This is a genomic window from Streptomyces sp. NPDC090106, assembly GCF_044747265.1.
Taxonomy (GTDB): Bacteria; Actinomycetota; Actinomycetes; order Streptomycetales; family Streptomycetaceae; genus Streptomyces.
Map to the genome: position 1 here is coordinate 11,970 of NZ_JBIVDS010000010.1, position 25,911 is coordinate 37,880.

A 25,911-nucleotide genomic window follows, 5' to 3' on the forward strand; every position below is an offset into this window, starting at 1 on the left:
GACGGGCCCCGGGGAGCCCCGCCATATGTTTCACGAGTAAAACACCTGCTAATCTGTTTTCATGAGCAGTGCCACCCCCCGCCTCCCCCTCGCCGCCGCCCTCCGCCTCGGCCGTCCCTCGGACATCTGGTTCAAGCCCGCGCTGAGCGTGGTCGTGGCGGTCGCCCCGCCGAACCTCACCCTCCTCGCGCTCGGCCGCCTCGACCTCGCGATGTACACGATGGCCGGATCCCTCTGCGCGCTCTACGCCCACAACCGCCCCTACGCCGCCCGGGCCCGCGCCCTGGCCTGGGTGGTGCTCGGCATGCTCGGCGGGCTGGCCGTCTCCCTGGTCACCGCCTCGCTCACCACGAACGCGGTCGTGCTGGTCACCGTCGGCGCGCTGCTGGCCGCCGCGCAGAAGACCCTGTGCGACGCCACCCGGATCGGCCCGCCCGGCAACGTCGTCCTCACCTTCATCAGCTCCGCCTCCCTCTTCGCCCCGCAGACCCTCGCCCAGGTGCCCGGCCATCTCGCCATCGCCGTCGCCGCGGGCGTCTGGGCCTGGCTCGTCGGCATGGCACCCGGCCTGGTCCGGCCGCACGGCCCTGAACGCCGCGCCACCGCCCACGCCCTGAACGCCGCCGCCATCGCCGTCGAACGCCCCGAGGACGACCGCGCCCGGGCCGCCGCGGCAGCCGCCGTCCAGGCCGCCTGGCAGTCCCTGCTCTCGGCCGGCGCCCGCACGCCCGCCCGCCGCGCCCTGGAACGGCTCGTCGTCCGCGCCGAGGTCGCGTTCTCCGCCCCCGCCGACGCCTCCGCGGCCCGTCTGCGGAGCCACGCCCGCGACCTGCGCGGCAACGGACCGGTCCCGCGGGCCGAGGACGACCCCGAGCTGCTCGGCATCGACGTCGAACTCGCCGCCCCGGCCCGCCCCTGGTGGACCCGGCTCGGCCCGCTGACCCCGCTCGCCGTGCGCACCGCCGTCGGCTGCGCCCTCGCCGGATACGCCTCCCTCGCCCTCGGGGTCGGCCGCCCCTACTGGGCGCTGGTCACCGCCGCCTCCCTGTACCAGGCCAACCTCACCCTCACCTGGACCCGAGGCGTCCAGCGGGTCGTCGGCAACCTCGCCGGGGTGCTCCTCTTCGCCGCCGTCGTCCCGCTCGCGCATCTCGGCCCGGTCGCCCTCGTGCTGATCTGCCTCGCCTTCAACTTCGGCGCCGAAGCCCTGATCGGCCGCAACTACTGGCTCGGCAGCGTCTGCGTCACCCCGATGGCCCTGCTCATCACGGAGTTCGCCGGGACCCAGGAACCCGGACGGCTGATCACCGAGCGCGTGGCCGACACCGTCGTCGGCGCCCTCGTCGGCCTGCTCGCCGCGATCGTCGTCACCGACCGGCGGGCCGGTGACCGTGTCGAGCGGGCCCTCACCGCCGTGGAGAGCGCCCGAGAGCGGGTCGCGCGCCTGCTCGCCGCACCCGCCCCGCACCCCGAACCGCGCGCCCTGCCCGCCGCCCGCCGCGCGCTCGCCACCGCGCTGGTCGACCTGCGGGCCACCGTGGACGCCGCCTCCGGCGAGTGGTGGTCGCGCGCCCTGCCCCAGGAGCGGGTCGTGCGCGCCGAACAGGCGGGACACCGTACGCTCGCGGCGACGGTACGGCGGCAGACCACGGGAAAAGAGGGCGTACGGCCATGACGGCACCGAACGGACGGCAGGCGGACGCGACCACGGGTGCCCCGGGCGCCGCCGCGGTCCGGCAGGACACGGTCTCCGCAGTGGTCCGGCAGTGGCAGGCCGTCCACCCCGATCTCGACACCGGCCCCATGGAGATCATCGGCCGCATCAACCGCTCCGCCGCCCTCCTCCAGCAGGCCGAGGACGCCCCCCTGCGCCGCGCCGGTCTCAGCCGGCCCGAGTTCGACCTGCTCGGCGCGCTGCGCCGCACCGGCCACGAGCTGACCCCCGGCGACCTGGCCCGCGAGACCTTCTCCTCGGGCGCCGCCGTCACCAAGCGGCTCAAGCAGCTCACCGAACGCGGTCTGGTCGACCGCCGGGGCGACACCCGTGACCGCCGGGTGGCCCATGTCCGTCTCACGGACGCCGGCCGCGAACTGGTCGACGGCATCCTGCCCGAGCAGCTCGCCTACGAGACCGCCGTGCTCTCCGTGCTCGACGGCGAGCGACAGGGCGAACTCGCCACCCTGCTGGGCGAGTTGCTGGGACGCCTGGAAGGCCGCCTCGGCGCCCTGCGGGCCTGAACCGGGGCGGGGCCGGGACGGGACCGGGGCGGGGCCGGGGGCTCCGCAACTTTCGCTCCCCGACACGCCATTGACGTGATCGACGAGGGCTCCTTACGGTCGGTTCGACTCAGCGACCGACGTTCGGCCATCCGAACCGTCCGTGCAGGAAGAGAGCCGCCGTGGCAGCCGAAACCCTCACCGTCGACCTCGGCACCGGGACCGGCCCCTTCCACGGCGGCGCGAGCGGCACGCTCTACGGCCTGTACGGCGACGGCGTCCCCACCCGGACCGCCGTCGAGGGCATGTACGTCCGCACGGTCGCCACCAAGGCCCAGGACGGCGTCCAGCACCCCGGCGGCGACGCCCTGGAGGTCCTGCCGGCCTTCGTCGCCGCGGGCGGCCGGGACCTCTACCTCTACATGCCGGACATCCTCCGCGGCTTCCCCTACGAATGGCCCGGCGCGACCGGCGAGGAACGCCTCGCCCGCTACCGGGAGAACATCCGCCGCCAGGTCGAACAGGTCGTCCGGGCGGGAGAGCCCGCCTCCCACGTCGTGTACGTCCCGTTCAACGAGCCCGAGGGCAACATGTTCGGCGAGGGGGAGTGGAGCCATGACCGCGTCTCCTGGCGCACCGACCCGGAGCGCTACTTCGCGGCCTGGCGCGACATCCACCGGCTGATCAAGGACCTCCACCCGGGCGCCCGCGTCGCCGGCCCCAACACCTGCCTGCTCTACCCGGAGGTCAAGGGTTTCCTCGCCTTCGCCAAGGAGCACGGCGTCCTGCCCGACGTCATCACCTGGCACGAACTCTCCTCGCCCGCCGAGGTCCGCACGAGCGTGGCCCGGTACCGCTCCTGGGAGCGGGAACTGGGGATCGGCCCGCTGCCCGTCAACGTCAACGAGTACGCCCACAACTACCATCTCTCGGTCCCGGGGCAGATGATCCAGTGGATCGCCGCGATCGAGGAGTCCAAGATCGACGCCGACATGGCGTACTGGAACATCGCGGGCAACCTCAACGACTCGGTGGTCGAGGCGAACAAGGCGAACGGCCAGTGGTGGCTGTTCAACGCCTACGGGCGGCTCACCGGCGACACGGTCGAGGTGACCGCCCCGCACCCGAACGTCCAGTACACGCTCCAGGGCGTCGCCGCGCTCGACCGCGACAAACGCCAGGCCCGGGTGCTGTTCGGCGGATCGGGCGGCGAGGCGGAGGTGGCCGTCCGGGGCGTCGACCCCGGCCTCTTCGGCACGACCGTCCACGCGCGGGTGGTGGAGATCCCCTGGACCGGCCAAGTCGGCTCCTGCGCCGGTCCGTTCGTCGTACGCGACGGAGAACTCCCCGTCGTGGACGGCGAGGTGACCGTCCCGCTCGCCGGTCTCGACGCGATGTCCGCCTACCAGCTCACCCTCTCACCGCGCGGCGCCCCCACGGCGCCCACGGCCGGGTGGCGCCGCTCGTACGCGGCCGAGGACGCGGCCTGGACCGGCACCGGCCGCACCCTGAACGGGCCCGAGGGCTCCCCGGAGCACGTCGACCGCTTCGCCTCCTACGGCGGCCGTCACGTCGGCGGCCTGCGCACCGGCTCCGACCTCGTGCTCGCCTTCGACGTCGAGGTGCCCGAGGACGGCACGTACGACCTGCGGGTGCACGCCACCTCGCACAACCAGGCCGACGGTGTGCGCGAGCACGGGCCCGCGAACGTGTTCCTGCGCGTCGACGGCGAGGACCCGCGCGAACTGCGCCTGCCCCTCGGCTACAAGTGGGCCGTGTGGGGCCACACCGGCACCCGGGTCCGGCTCGCCGCGGGCCCGCACCGCGTCACCCTCGCCGCCCACGACCCCCTGCTCGGCGCCACCCGGGGCGACGCGGTCGTCGACCGGATCGAACTCGCCCTGCGGGAACCGGAGTCCACCGCCGCCTACGACGCCGTGCACGCGGCACTCGGTGGCGCGGCCCGGGTGCGCGACGACGCCGTCAGCCTCCCGCAGGGGAGCACGGTCACCTTCTGGGTCCACGCGGAGGACGACGGCGAGACCACCACGACCCTCCACGGGACCGGGCAGGGCGGCCTCACGGTCAACGGCGAGCCGATCGACGCCGTCGTGGGCGAGGACCTGGCGCTCTTCCTCGCCGCGGGCGTCAACAAGGTCACGGTGACCGCGACCTCGCCCGAACTCGTCGTACGGAAGCTGACCGTCGGCCCGTCGCGCGGCCTGCTGCCCAGCACCACCCACGCCGCCGAGGACGGGGTGCTGACCGGTACGGCCACCGTGGCCGCCTTCTCCTCGGCCACCGGCGGCAAGGCCGTCGACGGCGTCGGACACGGCCCCGCGAACGCCCTCACCCTCACCGTCACCGCCGACCGGACCGGACGCCACGCCCTGACGATCCGCTACTCGAACGGCGAGCAGCCGCCCGGCACCCACTACAACCCGGACCCGGTCTGCCGCCACGCCGACCTCACCGTGAACGGCAGCGACGCCGGGCGCGTGCTGTTCCCGACCACCTTCCACTTCGACAACTTCTGGCGGCTCGCCGTCCCCGTCACCCTGCGCGAAGGCGTCAACACGCTCACCTTCACCTCCGACGCGCTCCCCGACGTCGACGGCACCACCGGGAACACCCACGGCCGGCGCTCCGCGTACGCGCCCGTCCTGGACTCGGTGACCGTCACCCCGCTCGCGGGGCGTCGGGCCGTGTCCTAGAGCACCTCGGTCACGGTGCGCCGGTACCCGGAGCGGCGGTCGTCGATGTCCTGCCGGCGCTCCTTGCCGCAGCCGTGGGCGAGACCGTCCGACACCCCCTAGATCCCGGGGCGGTGGCGGATCGGGTGGTCGGCCGGGACCTCCACCAGGACGATCCGGGTGCCGTCCGGGTCCGTGATCCACATCTCGATCAGTCCCCAGGGCTCCTTCACCGGAGGACGGTCGATCGCGACGCCCTTCGCCGTGAGCTCCTCGTGCGCGGCGGCGACGTCCTCGACCTGCATCCAGAGCCGGACGGCGGGCGAGGGGGCGCTCCCGGTGCGGCCGGAGACCTCCAGGAAGCCGCCGCCGAGGAAGTAGACGGTGCCGCGCTCGGGCCCCGTGCCGAACTCGCGGTAGACGGCGAGGCCGAGCTGCTCGCCGTAGAAACGGCGGGACCGCTCGGGGTCGGTGGGGTGGAGGAGGGTCCGGCCGCTCAGTACGTGCACCATGCGGGCGAGCCTAGGGGGTGTGGAGCGTTAGGCTCGGCCGTGCCCGAAACCGGTGCCCGAGAGTGGAGAGACGCACCATGACCGCTGGACTCACCTTCCGTGACGCCGCCGACGCCGACGTGGACGACCTGGTCGCGCTGATCGAGTCCGCGTACCGCGGGGACTCCAGCCGGCAGGGATGGACCACCGAGGCGGACATCCTCCAGGGACAGCGGACCGACCCGGAGGGCGTGCTCGCGGTCATCAAGTCGCCCGACGCGCGGCTGCTCACGGTGGAGCGGGAGGGCCGCGTGGTCGCCTGCTGCCAGCTCGAACACCGGGGTGACCACGCCTACTTCGGGATGTTCGCCGTCAGCCCCGCGCTCCAGGGCGCCGGACTCGGCAAGGTGATCATCGCGGAGGCGGAACGGCAGGCCCGTGAGACCTGGGGCGTCACCGAGATGCACATGACCGTGATCTCCGTGCGGGAGGACCTCATCGCCTGGTACGAGCGCCGCGGCTACCGCCGTACGGGAAAGACGACGCCGTTCCCGTACGGCGACGAGCGGTTCGGTGTCCCGCAGCGCGACGACCTCCGCTTCGAGCTGCTGGTCAAGCCGCTGGCGTGAGGGCAGTGACGTTCATGCGGTGAAGCGGCCGGTGCGCTTGATCTCCGGGTAGTCGGTGGTCGCGCCGTCCAGCTGCAACGCGCGGACCAGCCGCAGATGGTCCTGGGTGTTCACCACCCAGCCGATGATCCTCAGGTCGGCCTTGCGGGCGTGCTCGACGACCTCCAGGGTGATGCGGCGGATGTTCAGACACACCGTCGCCGCGCCCGCCTCGACCGCGCGGTCCACGATGTCGAGGCCGTAGCGGCTGCCGATCAGCGCGGTCCGCACCCCCGGCACCAGCCGGGCGATCTCCGCGATGGCCTCGTCGTGGAAGGACGACACCTCCACCCGGCCGGTCAGATCCCGCTCGATCATGACGTCGGCCAGCGCCCGCGCCGCCGCCAGGTCCTTGATCTCGGCCTGGAGCGGTGCCCGTACCGCGTCCAGGACCTCCTCGAAGACGGGGACGCGTTCCCCGCGGCCCGCGTCCAGGGCGCGCAGTTCGGCGAGCGTCATGCCGGCGATCGGGCCGGTGCCGTCGGTCGTGCGGTCCACGTCCGTGTCGTGCATGACGGCGAGCGCGCCGTCCTTGCTGAGATGCAGGTCGAGTTCGATGGCGTCGAAGCCGGCCTGCTGGGCGGCGACGAAGGAGCGGAGGGTGTTCTCGGGTTCGACACCCATGACCCCGCGGTGACCGATGGTAAGGAAGTTCAAGGTTCAACTCGCTTCCGTCGACGGCGGCTCGGCCTCGCGCGGACCGGAGCGGACACCCGCGCGGGTGGCTCCGCAGCCTAGTGGCCCCGGCCGGTGATGAACCCCCGCGTACAGCGGGCGATCGGCGGGGTGGACGGGGTGTCCGTGGCCGGAACGGGTCGGGTCGGTCACTCGGGCGTGGGCGGGTCGCGCGGGCATCGACCGACGCCTACCCCGGAGGAGAAGGTCTACCCGGTCGGACCGTGTTCATGGCATCCGGCAGGAAAAAATTCCGTGACCATGAGGTTGAACAGGAGAATTTCCGGGGACCCCCCTTGCTGGAAGAAACCCCGTATGCCTACCGTGTCCCTACGCGAGGTTCTCCCGTGGAGGATGGGACATGACGGAAATTCTTGTGCAGGCGACGACGGGGGAGCAGTTCCCTCCCGTGACCAGGGTGGTGGAGCACCCGGCGTGGCCCGTGCTCAAGGATGCCGTGGAGCGGATCCGGCCATGGCAGTCCAAGGACGGGTCGATCGACTTCACGGCCGAGGGTGCCCCCGGGCGCGCCGACGCCGAGAGCGCCGTGCGGCGGCTCACGGCCGCCGTCGAGGAGCTCGCCCCGCTGCTCCCGCACGACAGCGCCTACCACGAGGCCCTCGTCGCGGACCTGCGCCGCTGGGCCGAGGGCGGCTTCGAGGTGCCCGACTTCCTCGACTCGCTGCTGGCCTTCCAGCCCGCCGCGAGCCGCGCGGACGGCCTCCAGCACCTGGTCGTCTTCCCCATGTACACGCAGAACGGCAACCCGGACCGCAACTTCGAGGCGGTCGTCCTGCGCATGGTCTGGCCCGAGTGGCTGGCCGAGCTGGAGCGCACCCGCTACGACAACCCGCTGTTCTGCGGGATCACGTTCGAGGACTTCACGGCCGGGTACGACACCAACTCCGCGGTGCTGTTCCCGGAGACCATCGCCGTCCGTGAGGCGCCGGAACGATTCTCCTGGGGCGGTATCTTCTGCGACCGCGAGGCCGCCCGCTTCCGCCGGGTCACCGAGGCCGCCGTCGACATCCTCGGCCTGGAGCTGCCCGAGGACATCGCCGCGATGGTCCACGACCAGACCCGCTGCGAGGAGGCGTTCGTCCTGTGGGACATGGTCCACGACCGCACCCACAGCCACGGCGACCTGCCCTTCGACCCCTTCATGATCAAGCAGCGCCAGCCGTTCTGGATGTACGGCCTCGAAGAGCTGCGCTGCGACCTCACCGCCTTCAAGGAGGCCGTGAAGCTGGAGGCCGACGGCGTCCCGCAGGCCCGTGACGTGCAGTACGCGGTCCTCTTCGACCGGATGTTCCGCTTCCCGGTCACCGGCGAGCGCGTCCGCAACTACGACGGCGTCGGCGGCCAGCTCCTCTTCGCCTACCTGCACCAGCACGACGTGGTCCGCTGGACCGACAACAAGCTGCACATCGACTGGCGGCGCGCCCCGCAGGTCACCAACGAGCTGTGCGCCGAGATCGAGAAGCTCTACCGGGACGGCATCGACCGCCCCAAGCTCGTCCACTGGTTCGCCGGGTACGAACTGGTCTCGACCTATCTCGCCCCGCACCCGGGCTCCAAGTGGGCCAAGGGCCCCGACGCCCTCGACCTGACCCTGCCGCCGCGCAAGCTGGTGGATGACGTGCTTCCGGACGAGTTTCCGCTGAGCATGTTCTATGAGGCACTCTCCAAGAAGCTCAAGAACGTGATCGCCTCGACCCGGGGCATCACGGCGGGGAGTGCCGGGCGAGTCGCCGCGTGAGCGACCGCACGACCACGGCTCAGGCTGCTCAGGAGGCGAAGGACATGGCGGGGAACGGCGCAGGCGACGGAGCTCTCAGTGGCGCGGTGATCGCGGTGGCAGGAGCGGGCGGACCCGCCGGCCGGGCGGCACTGCGACGGCTGGCCGAGGCGGGCGCGACGGTCGTCGGGGCGGACAACGATCCCGAGCGGCTCGCCGAGGCGGTGGCGCACGCCCGGGACGCGGCCGGCGGGGCCACGGTCATCGGGGAGCCGGTCGACCTGCTCGACCTGGACTCCACCAAGGACTGGGCCGCCGGCATCGAGAAGGAGTTCGGCCGCGTCGACGGCGTCGTCCACCTCGTGGGCGGCTGGCGCGGCAGCGAGACCTTCGTCAAGACCAGCCTCGACGACTGGGACTTCCTGGAACTGCTGCTCATCAGGACCGTCCAGAACACCTCGCTCGCGTTCTCCGAGGTCCTCCAGCGCAGCGACCGCGGCCGGTACGTGCTGATCAGCGCCGCGGGCGCCAGCCATCCGACCGCGGGCAACGCCGCCTACGCCGCCGCCAAGGCCGCCGCCGAGGCCTGGACCCTCGCCATGGCGGACTTCCTGCGCAAGGCCGGGGCCGGTGCGGAGCTCACCTCCGCCGCCACGATCCTGGTCGTGAAGGCCCTGGTGCACGACGCCATGCGCGCCGAGCGTCCCAACGCCAAGTTCGCGGGCTTCACCGACGTCAAGGACCTGGCAGAGGCCATCGCCGAGGTCTGGGACAAGCCCGCCGAGGAAGTGAACGGAAACCGTCTGTGGCTCACCGAGCAGCCGTGAACCCCGCCAAGACCGACGCACGACGCCACCACGACCCCGACAGCCGCGGCTTCGCCAGCGACAACTACGCGGGCGTCCACCCGGAGATCCTCGCCGCCCTCGCCCTCGCCAACGGCGGCCACCAGGTCGCCTACGGCGAGGACGACTACACCGAGAACCTCCAGGCGGTCGTCCGCGGCCACTTCGGCGCCGGCGCGGAGGCCTTCCCGGTCTTCAACGGCACCGGCGCCAACGTCGTCGCGCTCCAGGCGGTCACCGACCGCTGGGGCGCGGTGATCTGCGCCGAGAGCGCCCACATCAACGTCGACGAGGGCGGCGCCCCCGAGCGCATGGGCGGCCTCAAACTGCTCACCGTGCCCACGCCCGACGGCAAGCTCACCCCCGAGCTGATCGACCGGCAGGCGTACGGCTGGGACGACGAGCACCGGGCGATGCCCCAGGTCGTCTCGATCACCCAGAGCACCGAACTGGGCACGCTCTACACGCCCGACGAGATCCGCGCGATCTGCGACCACGCCCACGCCCACGGCATGAAGGTGCACCTCGACGGCTCCCGCATAGCCAACGCCGCCGCGTCCCTGGACGTCCCCATGCGGACCTTCACCAACGCGGTCGGCGTCGACATCCTCTCCCTCGGCGGGACGAAGAACGGCGCGCTCTTCGGCGAGGCGGTCGTCGTGATCAACCAGGACGCCGTCTCCCACATGAAGCATCTGCGCAAGCTGTCCATGCAGCTCGCCTCCAAGATGCGCTTCGTGTCGGTGCAGTTGGAGGCGCTGCTCGCCAAGGACCTGTGGCTGCGCAACGCGCGCCACTCCAACGAGATGGCGCAGCGCCTCGCGGAGGGCGTCCGTTCCGTCCACGGTGTGGAGATCCTCTACCCGGTGCAGGCCAACGGCGTGTTCGCCCGGCTCCCGCACGAGGTGAGCGTGCGGCTGCAGAAGCGGTTCCGGTTCTACTTCTGGGACGAGACCGCGGGCGTGGTGCGCTGGATGTGCGCGTTCGACACGACCGAGGAGGACGTGGACGCGTTCGTGGCCGCCCTCAAGGAGGAGATGGCGCACTAGCGCGAGCGGTCCCACGACGGACCTCTTGGATGCATAGGTATGCGGTCACTCGTAAAGTCATTGACTCTCGGGTGATCGCTTTCCTATGCTCAGGAACCATGGAGCCGATCCAGGACACGCCCGACCTCTCCGCCTATCTGGCGGCTGACGAGGTCATCGACCATGACCACCCGCTGGTGCGGCAGATCGCCGCCGGCCTCGCGCGACAGGCCGAGGACTCGTATGACTATGCGCGACGCGCGTTCGAGTTCGTGCGCGACACGATTCCCCACTCCCAGGACGCGGGTGATCCGCGCGTCACCTGGCGCGCCTCGGACGTGCTGGAGCGGCGGACCGGCATCTGCTACGCCAAGGCCCACGCCCTGGCCGCGCTGCTGCGGGCCGAGGACATCCCGACGGCGCTGTGCTACCAGCAGTTCGACGTGGTGCACGGACTGGTCGCCGTGCGCTTCAACGGGGCCTGGCACCGCCAGGACCCCCGCGGCAACAAACCGGGCGTGGACGCCCGGTTCTCCCTCGACGGCGAGCGGCTCGCCTTCGTGCCCGACCAGGAGTCCGGCGAACTCGACTGGCCGGTCCTGTACGCCGCGCCCCACCCGGCCGTGCTGGCCGCGCTCAAAGCGGCCCCGGACCGGCCTCGCCTGTGGGACGCGCTGCCCACGCGGCTCTGAGCCGGCCCGCGGCCCTCTTCGCGGGCCGCTGGGACCTCAGAGGGCCTCCGACGCCTTGACCTCTTCGGGGGTCGGGGCGGTCCCGCCGAGATGGGCCGGCATCCACCAGGTGTCGTCGGCGTCCTTGGGCCGGACCGGGTAGGCGCGCTGCGCGGCCTCCAGCAACTCCTGGACGGTGCCCCGCAGCTGACGGGTGATCGCGCCCGCGTACTTGTCCTTGGACGCCTCGATCGCCTCGCCGACGCGAATGGTGATCGGGATGTGGCTGCGCTTGAAGTTGCGCGGGTGCCCCTTGGTCCACAGTCGCTGGGTGCCCCAGAGCGCCATCGGGATCAGCGGGACGCCCGCCTCCTGGGCGAGCCGGGCCGCACCGGACTTGAAGGACTTGAGGGTGAAGGACTGCGAGATCGTCGCCTCGGGGAACACGCCGACGATCTCCCCGGACCGCAGCGACTCCAGCGCGTGCTGGTAGGCGGCCTCACCCTGCTTGCGGTCCACGGGGATGTGCTTCATGCCGCGCATCAGCGGACCGGAGACCCGGTGCCGGAAGACGGACTCCTTCGCCATGAAGCGCACGAGACGCTTCTGCGGGAGCGCCGCGAGACCGTCGAAGACGAAGTCCAGGTAGCTGATGTGGTTGCTCACCAGCACGGCGCCGCCAGAGCGCGGGATGTTCTCCGACCCCTTGCAGTCGATCTTCAGGTCCCACACCTTGAACAACGTCTGGGCGAGACCAACGACGGGACGGTAGACAAGCTCTGCCATGGACGGGGTGGACCCTTCCTTCTCTGCCTGGGAACGGGGTCTCCCGGCGGGAAAGTTACGGTGCCGTAGGTTTACGGCATCTCGCAGATCGTGCCCGAAGAACGGCCGGGTGGCCAGTCTTGGTGCCCATCGTCAGCGAGATCCTTGTCACGTCGGCGCGAGTGATCCACCTCGGGCTTTTGCGTCGTCTTTACTGCGTGCGCACCGTGACACGCCGCACGAGCAGGTACATCTCGCAGCCCAGGCAGTAACCGAACGCGGCGTTGAGGAACGCCGCCGCGAGCGCCGCCCCGGTCGCGGCCAGGCCCAGCCACTCGGGACCGAGCCCGTAGCCCACCAGACCGAGCCCCGCGAAGAGGAGTCCGACGGCCTGCGCGAACCGCGGCGGCTCCGGTGCCTCGAACTCGGTCGGCGGTCCCAGCCGGGGACGGACCGCTGTGCGGAACAGCCATCCGTAGGGCGAGCGCGCCACCCCGCCCGCCGCGCCCAGCGCGAAGGCCAGGGTCTGCCAGGCCAGCAGCCAGGCGCTGCCGGTGATCAGGACGACCGCCAGTACCAGGGTCGTCAGGACCGCCCCGAAGCGCGGTCCTCTCACGTCGATGTCCATGAATCCAGCATTCCGCACGGAAAGCCGGGCATGGTTCCGGGAATCTTTGCAGTCTCGTGAACGCTGGAGCCGAAGATGGCCGGACTGGTGGTGTGTGTCCTGGTGCTCGCCGGAGCGAGCGCCTACGGAGTGCTGCACAAGCGGCGGAGCGGGAGAGTACGGGTGCGCGGTCGGGACGACGGCAAGCGGCTCGGCGCGGCCGAGCTGGGCACGGAACTGGGGGAGCGGGCCACGCTCGTGCAGTTCTCCAGCGCGTTCTGCGCGCCCTGCCGGGCCACCCGGCGCGTCCTCGGCGAGGTGGCCGAACTGGTCCCGGGCGTGACCCACGTGGAGATCGACGCCGAGGCGCATCTGGACCTCGTGCGGGAGCTGGACATCCTCAAGACGCCGACCGTGCTGGTGCTGGACGCGGCGGGGCGGGTCGTACGGCGGGCCACGGGGCAGCCGCGCAAGGCCGACGTCATCGCGGCCGTCGGCGAGGCCGTGTGACCGTCGGGGGAAGGGTCGTATGACGGTGAGGCAGCTCCCATATACCGGGACGTACTTGACTGCACGTACCAACTATCGTCAGCCTGACCGTATGCCTTCGGAAGTCCTTCTCTTCGGGCGGGTCCACGTCGATCTGGCCCGCACCGCGAGCGCGCGCTGTCCGGGCCGCTGAGCACCCACGGCCCCGCAGACCCCGCCTCGCAGAAGGACAGCCCCATGACGGCCACGCCCGACCTCCGCACCCCTCAGCTCGCCTCCGCCGATCTGCTGCGTTCCGTCTTCCGGCGGCACGCGGCAGGTGTCGCCGTGATCACCGCGGGTGGCGAGGGTGGGCCCGTCGGCTTCACCGCCACCTCGCTCACCTCGGTCTCGGCCGAGCCGCCCATGCTGTCCTTCTCCATCGGCACGGGAGCCTCCAGCTGGCCCGCGGTCTCCGAGACGGAGCATCTCGGCGTCCACATACTCGGCGAGCACCAACGGGAACTGGCCGCCACCTTCGCGCGCAGCGGCGCCGACCGCTTCGGCGCCCCGACCGTCTGGCGCGAGGGTCCCGAGGGGGTGCCCGTCCTGGACGACGTGCTCGCCTGGCTGGTGTGCCGGGTCGTGGCGCGGGTGCCCGCGGGGGACCACCGCATCGTGCTGGCCGAGGTGGTCATGGGTGACCCGGAGGGGCCGGGTCGTCCGCTCCTCTACCACCAGGGCCGGTTCGGCGGCCTGCGCGACTGACCTGGCGTCGCGCTCCGGCGCGGTGTGCGGCTGACCTCGCCCTACACGTCTGCCCCTGCGGGACGGTCGAGTTCCGATTACGCTGCGTTGCGAAGGTCACAGTTCAAAGCGCTTGCTTAGCGGGCATGAACTAGGTGTACTACTGACGAGTAATATTTCGTTCGGGTCGCAGGCCGCCCCGATCGGGATCGGCCGCTTGGGGCGCCTATGCTGCCTGCAAGTAGGCAGCACAGAAATGTCGACGCAGCAGTAGGAGAGCCGGCGTGAGCTTGAGGATCGTTGTCACCGTGAAGTACGTGCCCGACGCCACCGGCGACCGGCACTTCGCCGATGACCTGACCGTCGACCGTGACGACGTGGACGGTCTGCTCTCCGAGCTCGACGAGTACGCGGTCGAGCAGGCGCTGCAGATCTCGGAGAACTCCGACGACGACGTCGAGGTCACCGTCCTGACGGTGGGTCCGGAGGACGCCAAGGACGCGCTGCGCAAGGCGCTGTCGATGGGCGCGGACAAGGCCGTCCATGTCGAGGACGACGACCTGCACGGCACCGACGCGATCGGCACCTCGCTGGTGCTGGCCAAGGCGATCGAGAAGGCCGGCTACGACCTGGTGATCTCCGGCATGGCCTCCACCGACGGCACCGCCGGCATCGTCCCGGCGCTGGTCGCCGAGCGTCTGGGCGTCCCGCAGGTCACCCTGCTGTCCGAGGTCTCCGTCGAGGACGGCACGGTCAGGGGCCGCCGGGACGGCGACGCCGCCTCGGAGCAGCTGGAGGCGTCGCTCCCGGCCGTGGTGTCGGTCACCGACCAGTCGGGCGAGGCGCGTTACCCCTCCTTCAAGGGCATCATGGCCGCGAAGAAGAAGCCGGTGGAGTCCTGGGACCTCTCCGACCTCGACATCGAGGCCGAGGAGGTCGGTCTGGACGGTGCCTGGACGAAGGTCGAGACCGCGACCGAGCGCCCGGCGCGCACCGCGGGCACGATCGTCAAGGACGAGGGCGAGGGCGGCAAGCAGCTCGCCGAGTTCCTCGCGGGCCAGAAGTTCATCTGAGCCCGCCCCCCGCCGACCGCCCCTCATCCGATCCAAGCAGGAGAGCATTCCCATGGCTGAAGTCCTCGTCTACGTCGACCACGTGGACGGTGCCGTCCGCAAGCCCACCCTGGAGCTGCTGACCCTGGCCCGCCGTATCGGCGAGCCCGTCGCCGTCGCACTGGGAGGCGGTGCCGGTGACACCGCCGCCGTCCTCGCCGAGCACGGCGCGGTCAAGGTCTACACCCACGACGCGCCCGAGTACGCCGACTACCTCGTCGTGCCGAAGGTCGACGCGCTGCAGGCCGCCGTCGCCGCCGTCTCCCCGGCCGCCGTGCTGGTGCCCTCCTCCGCCGAGGGCAAGGAGATCGCCGCCCGCCTCGCGCTGCGCACCGGCTCCGGCATCATCACCGACGCCACCGACCTGGAGGCCGGCGACGAGGGTCCGGTCGCCACCCAGTCGGTGTTCGCCGCCTCCTTCACCACCAGGTCCCGTGTCATCAAGGGCACCCCGGTCATCACGGTCAAGCCCAACAGCGCGTCCGTGGAGGCCGCCCCGGCCGCCGGCGCGGTCGAGGCCCTCGCCGTGACCTTCTCCGAGCAGGCCACCGGCACCAAGGTGACCGCGCGCACCCCGCGCGAGTCGACCGGCCGCCCCGAGCTGACCGAGGCCGCGATCGTCGTCTCCGGCGGACGCGGCGTCAACGGCGCCGACAACTTCGCCGTCATCGAGGCGCTCGCCGACTCCCTCGGCGCGGCCGTCGGCGCCTCGCGTGCCGCGGTGGACGCCGGCTGGTACCCGCACACCAACCAGGTCGGCCAGACCGGCAAGTCCGTCTCCCCGCAGCTGTACATCGCCTCCGGCATCTCCGGCGCGATCCAGCACCGCGCGGGCATGCAGACCTCGAAGACCATCGTGGCGATCAACAAGGACGCCGAGGCCCCGATCTTCGAACTCGTCGACTACGGCGTGGTCGGCGACCTCTTCGACGTCGTCCCCCAGCTCACCGACGAGGTCAAGACCCGCAAGGGCTGACCTCCAGCAGGGCGCACCGGGCCCCCGTGACCGCTTCCAGGCGGTCGCGGGGGCCCGTCCCGTCCCGGAGCCGGTGCCGCTCAGCGCAGGGTCAGCGTCGCCTGCACCGGCAGATGGTCGCTCGGGAACTGACCGTTCAGGGCGAAGGTGTTCATCGCGGCCCGGTGCACGGTGACCTTCGGCGTCGTGAGGATCCAGTCGATGCGCGGCCCGTCGTGCGTCAGCGGCCGGTAGCCGTGGAACGTGGCGTACTCCGGGCTCCGCTCCGCGGCGGCGTCCCAGGCGTCGACGAGCCCCGAGCCGACGAGGATGTCGTAGGCCCGGTTGTCGTGCGCCGGAGCGTTGAAGTCACCGGTGACCACGATCGGGAGCGAGGCGTCGAAACCGGCGATCGTGTCGAGGATCATCTGCGCCGACCGCTCGCGCGCGTACTGGCTGACATGGTCGAGATGGGTGTTGAGGACGTAGAACTCGCGCTCGTCGGCCCGGTCCCGGAACCGGATCCAGGTGACGATCCTCGGGTAGCGGGCGCCCCAGGTGTTCGAGCCGATCGTCCTCGGGGTGTCGGAGAGCCAGAACGTGTCGTGTTCGAGCGGGGTGACGCGCGCGGTGTCGAAGAAGACCGCCATGGCCTCGTCGTGGCTGCCGCCGAGGCGGCCGGTGCCGATCCAGTCGTAGTCGGGGCCGAGGTCCTCCTCGATGTCCAGGAGCTGCTGGTGCAGGCCCTCCTGGGTGCCCAGGAAGGTCGGTGCCTCCTGGCGCAGCAGTTCGCGCATCACCGGGCGGCGGGAGGCCCAGCTGTTGGGCTCCGAGGTGTCCGCGAAGCGCAGGTTGTAGGTCATCGCCCGGACGGGCAGGGCTGTGAGGCGGTTCGCGTCGGGCTTGGCCGGCCGGGCTGCGGAGGCCGGCATCGTGGCGACCAGGGGCAGGCTGAGCGCGGCGGCCAAGGCCGTTCTCAGTCCCCTCCGACGGGTCATCGCGGTGGTGTCCGGCATGTGCATCCCCTCCCAAAGGATCAGGATGAAGGCTGTGAACCGGTACACGGAAGAGGCAGTTGGGGTTCGCCTGCGAGTTCCGTGCCGAGCACTCCGGTGAGGACGCGGGTGGGCTCCCGGGTGAGTCGGCGGGCGCGTTCCCGGCACGGCGGACGAACGGGGCGGCCCACGCTGTGGACGGGGTGTTGACCGGCGGGAAGATCGGCGGATAACTTCGTTCTACGGATTGTTGATTCCGTAGAGCGGAAAACAGGAGGGTGTGGCATGGGCCAGCAGGAGCAGGTGGCGACAAGCCTCGCGGGCGCCGTCAGCGAGGAGATCAGCGCCTCCCTCGCACCCGTCGACGCCGAACTGGAACGCCGCTACCCCGGCGACCCCGGCACCCGTCAGCCCGTCCACACCGTCTACGTCCCCGGCGACGTCTTCGCCGCCGGCACCCTGCGCTCCTGGGGCGACCGGGCGCTCGCCCTGCTGGACGAGCACGCGCCGGACGCCGAGTCGTTCGCCCGCGTCCTCGGACTCTCCGACGAACTCGCCGGGCCCGTCCACGCGCGCGTACGCGCCAAGCTGGAACGCGAGCCCGTCGAAGACCTCCGGGTCGACTTCGAGGACGGCTACAAGGGCACCCAGGAGGACCAGGACGCCGCCCGCGCGGCCCGCCTCGTCGCGGACGCCCAGGAGAACGGCACCGCGGCCCCGTACATGGGCATCCGCATGAAGTGCATGGAGTCCCCGGTCCGCGACCGCGGCATCCGCACCCTCGACGTGTTCCTCACCGGCCTCATGGAGGCCGGCGGGCTCCCCGACGGTCTCGTCCTCACCCTGCCCAAGGTGACCTATCCCGAGCAGGTCACCGCGATGGTCCGGCTCCTGGAGCAGTTCGAGAAGGCCCGCGGGCTCGCCCCGGGACGGATCGGCTTCGAGATCCAGATCGAGACCAGCCAGGCCATCCTCGCCGCCGACGGCACCGCCACCGTCGCCCGCATGATCGACGCCGCCGAGGGCCGCGCCACCGGACTGCACTACGGCACCTTCGACTACAGCGCCTGCCTCGGTGTCTCCGCCGCCTACCAGGCCAGCGACCACCCGGCCGCCGACCACGCCAAGGCGATCATGCAGGTAGCCGCCGCGGGCACCGGCGTCCGCGTCTCCGACGGCTCCACCAACGTCCTGCCCGTCGGCTCCACCGCCAACGTCCACGAGGCCTGGAGGCTGCACTTCGGGCTCACCCGCCGCGCCCTCGCCCGCGCCTACTACCAGGGCTGGGACATGCACCCCGGCCATCTGCCCACCCGGTACGCGGCCGTGTTCGCCTTCTACCGCGAGGGCTTCGAGGCCGCCGCGGGGCGCCTGGCCGCCTACGCCAACCACGTCGACGGCGACGTCATGGACGAACCCGCCACCGCCAAGGCCCTCGCCGGGTACCTGCTGCGCGGCCTGGACTGCGGCGCGCTCGACCCGGGCGAGGTCACCCGCCTCACCGGCCTGACCCTGGCCCGGCTCCGGTCCTACGCCGCACCGCGCCGCGCCGACCTCACGGCATCCGCCCAGTAGCACCGGTCGGGGGCGCCCCCGCTTCCCCGTAGTCTGTACGCCACTTGTACGTGTGTACGGACGATCGGGGCGGCGGTGTCTTCGGGGGACAACGGACGGACGGCGGAGACCAGCAGGGTGCTCGCCGGGCGCTACCGCGTCGTGTCGCGCCTCGGGCGCGGCGGCATGGGCGTGGTCTGGCGGGCCGTCGACGAACGGCTCGGCCGCGAGGTCGCCGTCAAGGAACTGCGTGCCTACACCGACGCCGACGGCCCCGAACTGGCCAACCTGCGGCTGCGGATGCAGCGCGAGGCCCGCGCCGCGGCCCGGGTCCGCCACCCCGGCGTCATCGCCGTGCACGACGTCGCCGAGGTCGACGGGCGCCCGCTGATCGTCATGGAACTGGTCGACGGCCCCTCCCTCGACGACGTCCTGCGCGAACGCGGCACCCTCGACCCCCGCGAGGCCGCCGGTATCGGCGTGAAGGTCATGGACGCCCTCGCCGCCGCGCACGGCGCCGGAGTCCTGCACCGGGACGTCAAGCCCGGCAACATCCTGCTGGAGCGCACCGGCCGGGTCGTCCTCACCGACTTCGGCATCGCCTCCATGGACGACCCCGGCGACGGCTCCACCACCCACCTCACTCGCAGCGGCGAACTCGTCGGCTCCCTCGACTACCTGGCGCCGGAGCGGGCCCAGGGCGCCGACCCGGGACCCGCCTCCGACGTCTGGGCGCTGGGCGCCACGCTGTACGCGGCCGTCGAGGGCACCTCGCCGTTCCGCCGCACGTCCGCCTTCACCACCCTCACGGCGATCGTCGCCGACCCCGTGCCGGACTCCCACCGCGCCGGACCGCTCGGCCCCGTCCTCGAACGGCTCCTGGAGAAGCGGCCCGGGGACCGCCCGGACGCCGACGAAGCGCGGGACCTGCTGCGGGCGGTCGCCGAGGGCCGGGACGGGGACGTGCCCACGACGGCGCTCAGAGCCACCGGACCCCGGTCCGCCGGGGCGCAGGCGCCGCCCGGGGACACGGCGGAGGAGCCCACGCCGGCGGAGCCCGCCGCCGCCCCGCGCCGCCGGCGCCGTGGCCTCCTCACCGCCCTCGTGGCCGCCGTCTTCCTCGCGGCGGCCGGAGCCACCGTCGCCGTGCTCCACTACGGCGGCGACGGCACCCAGGCCGAGGCCGGGCCCACCCCGACGGCCACCGGCAGCGGCGGCGCGGACACGGCCGAGCCGACCGAGCGGGACTCCACCACACCGACACCGACGCCCACCCCCACGCCCTCGCCCACGGGCACGCCGGGCTCCGGCAGCGGCCAGACGGCCTCCACCGCCGCCTGCGACCCCATCGGCGGCGGCAAGTACAACTGCCAGGTCACCAGGACCGCCGACTCCTACACCGCCGACGGCGCCAAGGCCGGCGTGCTCAAGACGGGCACCAGCTACTTCTACTGCCAGCAGAACCTGGGCCGCCGCGAGACGTACGGCGAGTGGACCAACGTCTGGTGGGCGAAGACCGACGACGACAGCGGCAACAGGGACGTCTTCGTCAGCGCCGTCTACATCCGCGGCGGCGACAACGACGAGCCGGTCCCCGGACTGCCCGTCTGCTGAGCCCGCACGTACCGCTCCAGACCGGACGCCGTCACCAGCTTCTCCTCCCGCAGCAGCAGGGTGCCGCGCCCGCACAGATCCCGGTCCGCCCGCGCCCGTGCGCAGAACTCCTCCGGCGTCACCCCGAACAGCTCCCTCAACCGCCGCGACCCCGCGAGGAGTTCGGTGAGCAGCGGGCGCTGGCCGGGGTGGGAGCGCGGAGCACCGGTGCCGTCGTGCAGGACGCCGCGGCGGTTGACGTAGACGTACGCGCCGGGCAGCTCCGTGCCGTCCGCGAAGTCGATCCGCACCTCGCCCCGGGGCAGCCACGCCCGCCGGTAGTTGCCGTCGGGCAGCGGCACGCCCTCGCTCGCGTCGACCACCGCGAGCTGCTCCGCGTCGAGCCAGGTGACGAACAACTCCCGCACCGCGCCCGGTGCCCGGACCGGTGAGGCGGACACATATCCCAGCAGACTCACATGCGCGGAGACACCGACGGCGAGGCCCGTGACCCGTGCCTCGACCATCGGGACCGGCGAGGCGATGCCCGACCGGGCCATCTTGAGCCGCAGTTGGGCCGGGCTCGCGTTGGACCCGACCGCGAGCACCGGCACCCGGTCCTCGTACGTCAGCCGCTCCAGCGGCAACAGCCGGTCCCCGTCGAGGAGTCCGGACCCCGGCGGCCACACCCCCGGGTACAGCAGCGGGTGTTCGCTCGGCGCCTCACCCAGCCCGAGGGCGTCGAGGGAGTCCTCGCCCACGGTCAGTCCGCCGGGGGCAGCTCGCCCGAACCGCGGGTGATCAGCCGCGTCGGCAGCTCGATGCGCTCCGGGGTGACCAGGGTGCCGTCGAGCTGGCGGAAGAGCCGGTCGGCGGCCGTGCGGCCGAGCGCGGCGGCGTCCTGGGCGACGACGGTGACGCCCGGCTGGAGGAGGTCGGCGAGCTCGATGTCGTCGAAGCCGACGAAGGCGACCCGGCGGGAGTGTTCGGCGAGGACCCGGATCACGGTGACCGTCACCCGGTTGTTGCCGGCGAACACCGCGGTCACCGGCGCCGGACCGGTCAGCATGTCCTCGGCGGCCCGCCGCACCCGCTCCGGATCGGTGACGCCCAGCGACATCCAGGAGTCCGCGACCTCGATCCCCGCGTCCTCCATCGCGGCCCGGTAGCCGCGCAGCCGCTCGGCGGCGGTGTGGATGCGGGGCATGTCGCCGATGAAGCCGATCCGGCGGTGCCCGTGGGCGATGAGATGGGCGACGCCGTCCCGGGCGCCGCCGAAGTTGTCGGACAGGACGACGTCCGCGTCGATCTGCCCGGCCGGACGGTCCACGAACACCGTGGCCACGCCCGCCTTCAACTCGGGCTCCAGATACCGGTGGTCGTCACCGGCCGGGATGACCACCAGACCGTCCACCCGCCGCGCGCACAGCGCCAGCACCAACTCCTGCTCGCGGTCCGGGTCCTCGGCGCTGGAACCGTTGATCAGCAGCGCCCCGTTGGCCCGTGCCACCTCCTCCACCGAGCGGGACAGGGGCCCGTAGAACGGGTCCGCGAGGTCTTCGAGGACCAGCCCGATGCTCGCCGTACGGCCCTTGCGCAGCACCCGCGCGCTGTCGTTGCGCCGGAACCCGAGCGCGTCGATGGCCTCCTGGACCCGGCGCTCCGTCTCGGGCGTGACCCCGGGCTCGCCGTTGACCACCCGGGACACCGTCTTGAGGCCGACCCCGGCACGCGCGGCGACGTCCTTCATGGTCGGACGGTTGCCGTAACGCGTGCTGGAGAGGCGGGCGGCGCGGGAGGTCTCGTGCACGATGCGGCGTCCTGTCCTGCCGCCAGCCCCAGGGGGGTGCGGCGTCCATGATTTTGTATGAGGATGTGGCGTCGAGCATAGGGCCTGGACAACGTTGTCAGATGCGGGAGACACTGTCCACCGCAATCGCCGTTTCCGAGCCCCCACCCCGGAGCGGCCACCCTTCTCATGGTTGACGGGGAGATCGGACTCTCATGCACAGCGACCTCGTGGCAGCGCTCGACATCGGCGGCACCAAGATCGCCGGTGCGCTGGTCGACGACCAGGGCCGGATCCTGGTCCGCGCACAGCGCGCCACGCCGGCGCAGGAGGACGGCGGCACGGTGATGCTGGCCGTCGAGGAGGTGCTGGGCGAGCTGACCGCGTCGCCCCTGTGGGGACGCGCCTCCGCCCTCGGCATCGGCAGCGCCGGCCCCGTGGACGCCTCCGCGGGCACCGTCAGTCCCGTCAACGTGCCCGGCTGGCGCGACTATCCGCTGGTGCGGCGGGTGCGCGAGGCGGCGGGCGGGCTCCCGGTCGAGCTCATCGGCGACGGCGTGGCGATCACCGCGGCCGAGCACTGGCAGGGCGCCGCCCGGGGCCACGACAACGCGCTGTGCATGGTCGTCTCGACGGGCGTCGGCGGCGGTCTGGTCCTCAACGGCCGTCTGCACCCCGGTCCTACGGGCAACGCGGGGCACATCGGCCACATCAGCGTCGACCTCGACGGCGATCTGTGCCCGTGCGGTTCGCGCGGCTGCGTGGAGCGCATCGCGAGCGGCCCGAACATCGCCCGCCGGGCACTGGAGAACGGCTGGCGGCCCGGACCGGACGGCGACGAGTCCGCCGCCGCGGTGGCCGCCGCCGCCCGCGCCGGTGACCCGGTCGCCGTGGCCTCCTTCGAGCGGGCCGCGCAGGCGCTGGCCGCCGGGATCGCCGCCACCGCGACCCTCGTCGAGATCGACATCGCGGTGATCGGCGGCGGTGTGGGCAAGGCGGGCGAGGTGCTGCTCGCGCCCCTGCGCAAGGCCCTGACCGAGTACGCGACGCTCTCCTTCGTCCGGCGCCTGGTGGTGACCGGCGCCCAGATGGGCACGGACGCGGGGCTGGTGGGGGCCGCCGCCGCAGCGCTCGCGATGGACGTGGACGCGGCGGCGGTCTGACCGGACGGTCTGACGGGATTTCAGCAGGAACGTTCCCCCGTTGCCGTTGCCGTACGAGGGCGGGCGCGGGGGCCGTTCGGCACCGTCGGTGCGACCGATGTTCGTCCGGGTCGGTGGGATGCCGTGACCCCCGGCGGGTCCGGGGAGTTGAGCCGGGCATGAAGAAGCGCAGCATGCTCGCCATCGCCTCCCTGGCCACCGGTTTCGTCGTCGCGGCGGTCACCCCGTCCCACGCGGTCGGTGAGGAACTCGGTGACCTCGACGTGGACAAGACCCTGAGCGCCCTCGACCACACGATCGCCAGCGACAGCCTCGCCGTCGACAAGAACGCCCTCGGGCAGAACGGCTGACGACAGCGGCGGTCCGATTCCGGTGCCGGTGCTCCCGTCCCGGGGAGCACCGGCACCGTCATGTGCGCACCCCTCAGCTGTCATATGCACACCTCGGCTGTCGTCTGCGCACCCTCAACTGGGGCTGGTTTCCGTGGCAGGGTGGAGCGGGCAAGCCTCAGGGGGCCAACAGAAGAGGGGGAACCGTGACCGTCGTTTGGATCAACGGCGCGTTCGGTGCGGGCAAGACCAGCACCGCACGGGAACTGATCGAACTGATCCCGAACAGCACGCTCTTCGACCCCGAGGTCATCGGCGCGGGGCTCCCGCAGCTGCTGCCGGCCAAGCATCTCGCCGAGGTCGCCGACTTCCAGGACCTGCCCATCTGGCGCCGGCTCGTGATCGACACGGCCGCCGCCCTGCTCGCCGAACTCGGCGGGACCCTCGTGGTCCCCATGACCCTGCTGCGCCAGGAGTACCGCGACGAGATCTTCGGCGGTCTCGCCGCCCGCCGGATCGCCGTACGACATCTGCTCCTCGCCCCGGCGGAAACGATCCTGCGCGAGCGAATAGCCGAGCGGGAGATCCCGCCCGACCTGCCCGACGGCGAGATACGGGTCCGCCAGTGGTCCTACGACCGCATCGAGCCCTACCGCGCCGCCCTCGCCTCCTGGCTCACCGCCGACGCCCACCCGATCGACACCAGCGCGCTGACGCCGTACGAGACGGCCGTACGGATCGCGGAGGCCGTCGGCTCCGGCACCGCCGAGGTGTGCGACATCGTCCAGACCCCCGAGCCCACCGCCGAGACCCTCGCCGCCGGAGTCCTCCTCTTCGACGAGCGGGACCGGGTGCTGCTCGTCGACCCCACCTACAAGGCCGGCTGGGAGTTCCCCGGCGGCGTCGTCGAACCCGGTGAGGCACCCGCGCGCGCGGGCATGCGCGAGGTCACCGAGGAGACCGGCGTCCGGCTGGAGGACGTGCCCCACCTGCTGGTCGTCGACTGGGAGTCGCCCGCACCGCCCGGCTACGGCGGCCTGCGCCTCCTGTTCGACGGCGGGCGGCTCGACCCCGCCGAGGCCCGCCGGCTCCACCTGCCCGGTCCCGAACTGCGCGAGTGGCGCTTCGTGAGCGAACAGGAGGCCGCCGATCTGCTGCCCCCCGTCCGCTACGAGCGGCTGCGCTGGGCCCTGCGGGCACGTGAACGCGGCGCCGCGCTCTACCTGGAGGCCGGAATCCCGGTGGGCCAGGGCCCCGCGTCGGGGTCATGAAGGAGCGGCCCGGCCCCACCGGTGCGGTGAGGCCGGGCCGCCGCGCGCTTCCGTACGGTGCGGAGACCGTCGTACGCCTTCGTCCTTCGTCCTTCGTCCTTCGGCTGTTCGGCTGTGTCCTTCGACGGGTCAGATGGCCGCGTAGTTGCGGAGGAACAGCGCCTCCGCCACCGACAGCCGCTCCAGCTCGTCCGGCGAGACGCTCTCGTCGACCGCGTGGATCTGCGCCTCGGGCTCGCTGAGACCGATGAGGATGATCTCGGCGCCGGGGTACAGGGCGGCGAGCGTGTTGCACAGCGGGATGGAGCCGCCCTGCCCGGCGTACTGCATCTCCTGGCCGGGGTAGGCGACCTTCATCGCGTCCGCCATCGCCGTGTACGCCGGGCTGGTGGTGTCGGCGCTGAACGGCTGGCCCTGGCCGATCTGCTCGGTGCCGACCCGGGCGCCCCACGGCGTGTGGGCCTCCAGATGGGCCTGGAGCAGCTTCGTCGCGTCCGCCGCGTCGACGCCCGGCGGGACACGCAGGCTGACCAGCGCGCGGGCGCCGGCCTGCACGGACGGGGTCGCGCCGACGACGGGCGGGCAGTCGATGCCGAGGACGGTCACCGCGGGACGGGCCCAGATGCGGTCCGCGACCGTGCCGGAACCGATCAGCTCGACGCCGTCGAGGACCTTGGCGTCCGCGCGGAACTGCCCCTCGTCGTACTGGAGACCCTCCCAGCCGCTCTCGGGGGTCAGACCCTCGACCGTCGTCGAACCGTCCTCCGCGCGCAGCGAGTCGAGCACGCGGATCAGCGCGGCCAGCGCGTCGGGCGCGGCACCGCCGAACTGCCCGGAGTGCAGGTTGCCTTCGAGGGTGTCGACCGTGACACGCAGCATCGTCATCCCGCGCAGCGTGGTCGTCACGGTCGGCAGGCCGACACGGAAGTTGCCCGCGTCGCCGATGACGATCGTGTCGGCCTCCAACAGGTCCGGGTGGGCCTCGGCGTACCGCTCCAGGCCGCCCGTGCCCATCTCCTCGGAGCCCTCGGCGATCACCTTGACGTGCACCGGCACACCGCCGTTGGCCTTCAGCGCCCGCAGCGCGAGCAGGTGCATGATCACGCCGCCCTTGCAGTCGGCGGCACCGCGGCCGTACCAGCGCCCGTCGCGCTCGGTCAGTTCGAAGGGCGGGGTCGTCCAGGCGGCCTCGTCCAGCGGGGGCTGCACGTCGTAGTGGGCGTACAGCAGGACGGTCTTGGCGCCCTCGGGGCCGGGCAGGTAGCCGTAGACCGACTGGGTGCCGTCCGGAGTGTCGAGGAGGGCCACGTCCTGGAAGCCCTCGGCGCCGAGCGCGTCCGCGACCCAGCGCGCCGCGCCCTCGCTCTCGCTCCTCGGGAACTGATCGAAGTCCGCCACCGACTTGAACGCCACCAGTTCGGTGAGCTCCGCCTGTGCCCGGGGCATGAGAGAGGCGACGGTCTCGGCGACCGGATTCGACGACATGGGCACGCTCCTCGTGGGTGCGACGTTGTACGTGTAAGTAATGGGTAGCGAG

General features: G+C 72.2%; 25 protein-coding genes. 17 read left to right on the forward strand and 8 right to left on the reverse strand.

Annotated features, from left to right (window positions below; translation table 11 throughout):
* Positions 1-61 precede the first annotated feature (61 nt).
* From ACIPSE_RS29775 to ACIPSE_RS29785, 3 genes are all read left to right on the forward strand, one after another.
* A complete protein-coding gene (locus ACIPSE_RS29775) occupies positions 62-1,675 on the forward strand; it encodes an FUSC family protein (RefSeq protein ID WP_401668335.1) in 1,614 nt (537 codons plus the stop codon).
* On the forward strand, positions 1,672-2,238 hold the full coding sequence (locus ACIPSE_RS29780; protein WP_401668338.1) for a MarR family winged helix-turn-helix transcriptional regulator: 567 nt from the start codon (positions 1,672-1,674) through the stop codon (positions 2,236-2,238). The genes ACIPSE_RS29775 and ACIPSE_RS29780 overlap by 4 nt, the downstream gene beginning before the upstream one ends.
* A 161-nt stretch (positions 2,239-2,399) precedes the next feature.
* On the forward strand, positions 2,400-4,931 hold the full coding sequence (locus tag ACIPSE_RS29785; RefSeq protein ID WP_401668341.1) for a cellulosome protein: 2,532 nt from the start codon (positions 2,400-2,402) through the stop codon (positions 4,929-4,931).
* A gap of 98 nt (positions 4,932-5,029) precedes the next feature.
* On the opposite strand, the gene ACIPSE_RS29790 is transcribed toward ACIPSE_RS29785, so the two are convergent.
* Positions 5,030-5,422, reverse strand: a complete 393-nt coding sequence (locus ACIPSE_RS29790) for a VOC family protein (protein WP_401668343.1) — start codon at positions 5,420-5,422, stop codon at positions 5,030-5,032.
* A gap of 77 nt (positions 5,423-5,499) precedes the next feature.
* Between ACIPSE_RS29790 and ACIPSE_RS29795 the strand changes: the two genes are divergently transcribed.
* Positions 5,500-6,030 carry a GNAT family N-acetyltransferase gene (locus tag ACIPSE_RS29795; protein WP_401668345.1) on the forward strand — a complete coding sequence of 177 codons (531 nt, stop codon included), beginning with the start codon at positions 5,500-5,502 and terminating at the stop codon, positions 6,028-6,030.
* 12 nt (positions 6,031-6,042) lie between these two features.
* Here the strand turns inward: ACIPSE_RS29795 and ACIPSE_RS29800 are convergent, their stop codons facing one another.
* On the reverse strand, positions 6,043-6,726 hold the full coding sequence (locus ACIPSE_RS29800) for a glycerophosphodiester phosphodiesterase (RefSeq protein ID WP_401668347.1): 684 nt from the start codon (positions 6,724-6,726) through the stop codon (positions 6,043-6,045).
* A gap of 379 nt (positions 6,727-7,105) precedes the next feature.
* On the opposite strand from ACIPSE_RS29800, the gene ACIPSE_RS29805 reads away from it, so the two are divergent.
* The 4 genes from ACIPSE_RS29805 to ACIPSE_RS29820 all read left to right on the forward strand — a co-directional run bounded on the left by ACIPSE_RS29805 (position 7,106) and on the right by ACIPSE_RS29820 (position 11,047).
* On the forward strand, positions 7,106-8,503 hold the full coding sequence (locus ACIPSE_RS29805) for a DUF6421 family protein (RefSeq protein WP_401668350.1): 1,398 nt from the start codon (positions 7,106-7,108) through the stop codon (positions 8,501-8,503).
* A 44-nt stretch (positions 8,504-8,547) separates the two neighbouring features.
* Entirely contained in the window at positions 8,548-9,309 is a 762-nt protein-coding gene (locus ACIPSE_RS29810) for an SDR family NAD(P)-dependent oxidoreductase (RefSeq protein WP_401669246.1), read from the forward strand.
* On the forward strand, positions 9,306-10,376 hold the full coding sequence (locus tag ACIPSE_RS29815) for a threonine aldolase family protein (protein ID WP_401668352.1): 1,071 nt from the start codon (positions 9,306-9,308) through the stop codon (positions 10,374-10,376). The genes ACIPSE_RS29810 and ACIPSE_RS29815 overlap by 4 nt, the downstream gene beginning before the upstream one ends.
* Positions 10,377-10,474: 98 nt before the next feature.
* On the forward strand, positions 10,475-11,047 hold the full coding sequence (locus tag ACIPSE_RS29820) for a transglutaminase domain-containing protein (protein WP_401668354.1): 573 nt from the start codon (positions 10,475-10,477) through the stop codon (positions 11,045-11,047).
* Between the two features lie 36 nt (positions 11,048-11,083).
* Here the strand turns inward: ACIPSE_RS29820 and ACIPSE_RS29825 are convergent, their stop codons facing one another.
* Together ACIPSE_RS29825 and ACIPSE_RS29830 are read right to left on the reverse strand one after the other, a co-directional pair.
* On the reverse strand, positions 11,084-11,812 hold the full coding sequence (locus ACIPSE_RS29825; RefSeq protein WP_401668356.1) for a lysophospholipid acyltransferase family protein: 729 nt from the start codon (positions 11,810-11,812) through the stop codon (positions 11,084-11,086).
* A 190-nt stretch (positions 11,813-12,002) separates the two neighbouring features.
* Positions 12,003-12,419, reverse strand: a complete 417-nt coding sequence (locus ACIPSE_RS29830; protein WP_401668359.1) for a DUF4395 domain-containing protein — start codon at positions 12,417-12,419, stop codon at positions 12,003-12,005.
* Between the two features lie 75 nt (positions 12,420-12,494).
* Between ACIPSE_RS29830 and ACIPSE_RS29835 the strand changes: the two genes are divergently transcribed.
* From ACIPSE_RS29835 to ACIPSE_RS29850, 4 genes are all read left to right on the forward strand, one after another.
* Entirely contained in the window at positions 12,495-12,908 is a 414-nt protein-coding gene (locus ACIPSE_RS29835; RefSeq protein WP_401668362.1) for a thioredoxin family protein, read from the forward strand.
* A gap of 216 nt (positions 12,909-13,124) precedes the next feature.
* Positions 13,125-13,634 (forward strand): flavin reductase family protein, encoded by a 510-nt coding sequence (locus ACIPSE_RS29840; RefSeq protein WP_401668365.1) that lies wholly within the window; start codon positions 13,125-13,127, stop codon positions 13,632-13,634.
* Between the two features lie 263 nt (positions 13,635-13,897).
* A complete protein-coding gene (locus ACIPSE_RS29845; RefSeq protein WP_401668368.1) occupies positions 13,898-14,686 on the forward strand; it encodes an electron transfer flavoprotein subunit beta/FixA family protein in 789 nt (262 codons plus the stop codon).
* Between the two features lie 52 nt (positions 14,687-14,738).
* Positions 14,739-15,701: an electron transfer flavoprotein subunit alpha/FixB family protein gene (locus tag ACIPSE_RS29850; protein WP_401668371.1), complete on the forward strand. Its 963-nt coding sequence runs from the start codon at positions 14,739-14,741 to the stop codon at positions 15,699-15,701.
* Between the two features lie 80 nt (positions 15,702-15,781).
* On the opposite strand, the gene ACIPSE_RS29855 is transcribed toward ACIPSE_RS29850, so the two are convergent.
* Positions 15,782-16,696, reverse strand: a complete 915-nt coding sequence (locus tag ACIPSE_RS29855; protein WP_401668373.1) for an endonuclease/exonuclease/phosphatase family protein — start codon at positions 16,694-16,696, stop codon at positions 15,782-15,784.
* A gap of 264 nt (positions 16,697-16,960) precedes the next feature.
* Here ACIPSE_RS29855 and ACIPSE_RS29860 point away from each other — a divergent pair, with 264 nt between their 5' ends.
* Positions 16,961-18,250 carry a DUF6986 family protein gene (locus ACIPSE_RS29860; protein ID WP_401668375.1) on the forward strand — a complete coding sequence of 430 codons (1,290 nt, stop codon included), beginning with the start codon at positions 16,961-16,963 and terminating at the stop codon, positions 18,248-18,250.
* A 75-nt stretch (positions 18,251-18,325) separates the two neighbouring features.
* Complete coding sequence (locus ACIPSE_RS29865; protein ID WP_401668378.1) at positions 18,326-19,843, forward strand: serine/threonine-protein kinase; 1,518 nt, start codon at positions 18,326-18,328, stop codon at positions 19,841-19,843.
* Here ACIPSE_RS29865 and ACIPSE_RS29870 read toward each other — a convergent pair.
* Together ACIPSE_RS29870 and ACIPSE_RS29875 are read right to left on the reverse strand one after the other, a co-directional pair.
* The gene (locus ACIPSE_RS29870; RefSeq protein ID WP_401668380.1) at positions 19,789-20,583 is read right to left on the reverse strand and encodes a hypothetical protein; all 795 of its coding nucleotides are present in this window, start codon (positions 20,581-20,583) and stop codon (positions 19,789-19,791) included. The two genes, ACIPSE_RS29865 and ACIPSE_RS29870, sit on opposite strands and share 55 nt — an antisense overlap.
* Positions 20,584-20,585: 2 nt before the next feature.
* A complete protein-coding gene (locus ACIPSE_RS29875) occupies positions 20,586-21,632 on the reverse strand; it encodes a LacI family DNA-binding transcriptional regulator (protein WP_401668383.1) in 1,047 nt (348 codons plus the stop codon).
* Positions 21,633-21,826: 194 nt separating this feature from the next.
* On the opposite strand from ACIPSE_RS29875, the gene ACIPSE_RS29880 reads away from it, so the two are divergent.
* From ACIPSE_RS29880 to ACIPSE_RS29890, 3 genes are all read left to right on the forward strand, one after another.
* Positions 21,827-22,774: an ROK family protein gene (locus ACIPSE_RS29880; protein WP_401668384.1), complete on the forward strand. Its 948-nt coding sequence runs from the start codon at positions 21,827-21,829 to the stop codon at positions 22,772-22,774.
* Positions 22,775-22,932: 158 nt separating this feature from the next.
* A complete protein-coding gene (locus ACIPSE_RS29885) occupies positions 22,933-23,124 on the forward strand; it encodes a hypothetical protein (protein ID WP_401668386.1) in 192 nt (63 codons plus the stop codon).
* A gap of 185 nt (positions 23,125-23,309) precedes the next feature.
* Positions 23,310-24,374 carry an NUDIX domain-containing protein gene (locus ACIPSE_RS29890; RefSeq protein ID WP_401668388.1) on the forward strand — a complete coding sequence of 355 codons (1,065 nt, stop codon included), beginning with the start codon at positions 23,310-23,312 and terminating at the stop codon, positions 24,372-24,374.
* A gap of 129 nt (positions 24,375-24,503) precedes the next feature.
* On the opposite strand, the gene ACIPSE_RS29895 is transcribed toward ACIPSE_RS29890, so the two are convergent.
* Positions 24,504-25,859: a dipeptidase gene (locus ACIPSE_RS29895; RefSeq protein WP_401668390.1), complete on the reverse strand. Its 1,356-nt coding sequence runs from the start codon at positions 25,857-25,859 to the stop codon at positions 24,504-24,506.
* Between the last annotated feature and the right edge of the window lie 52 nt (positions 25,860-25,911).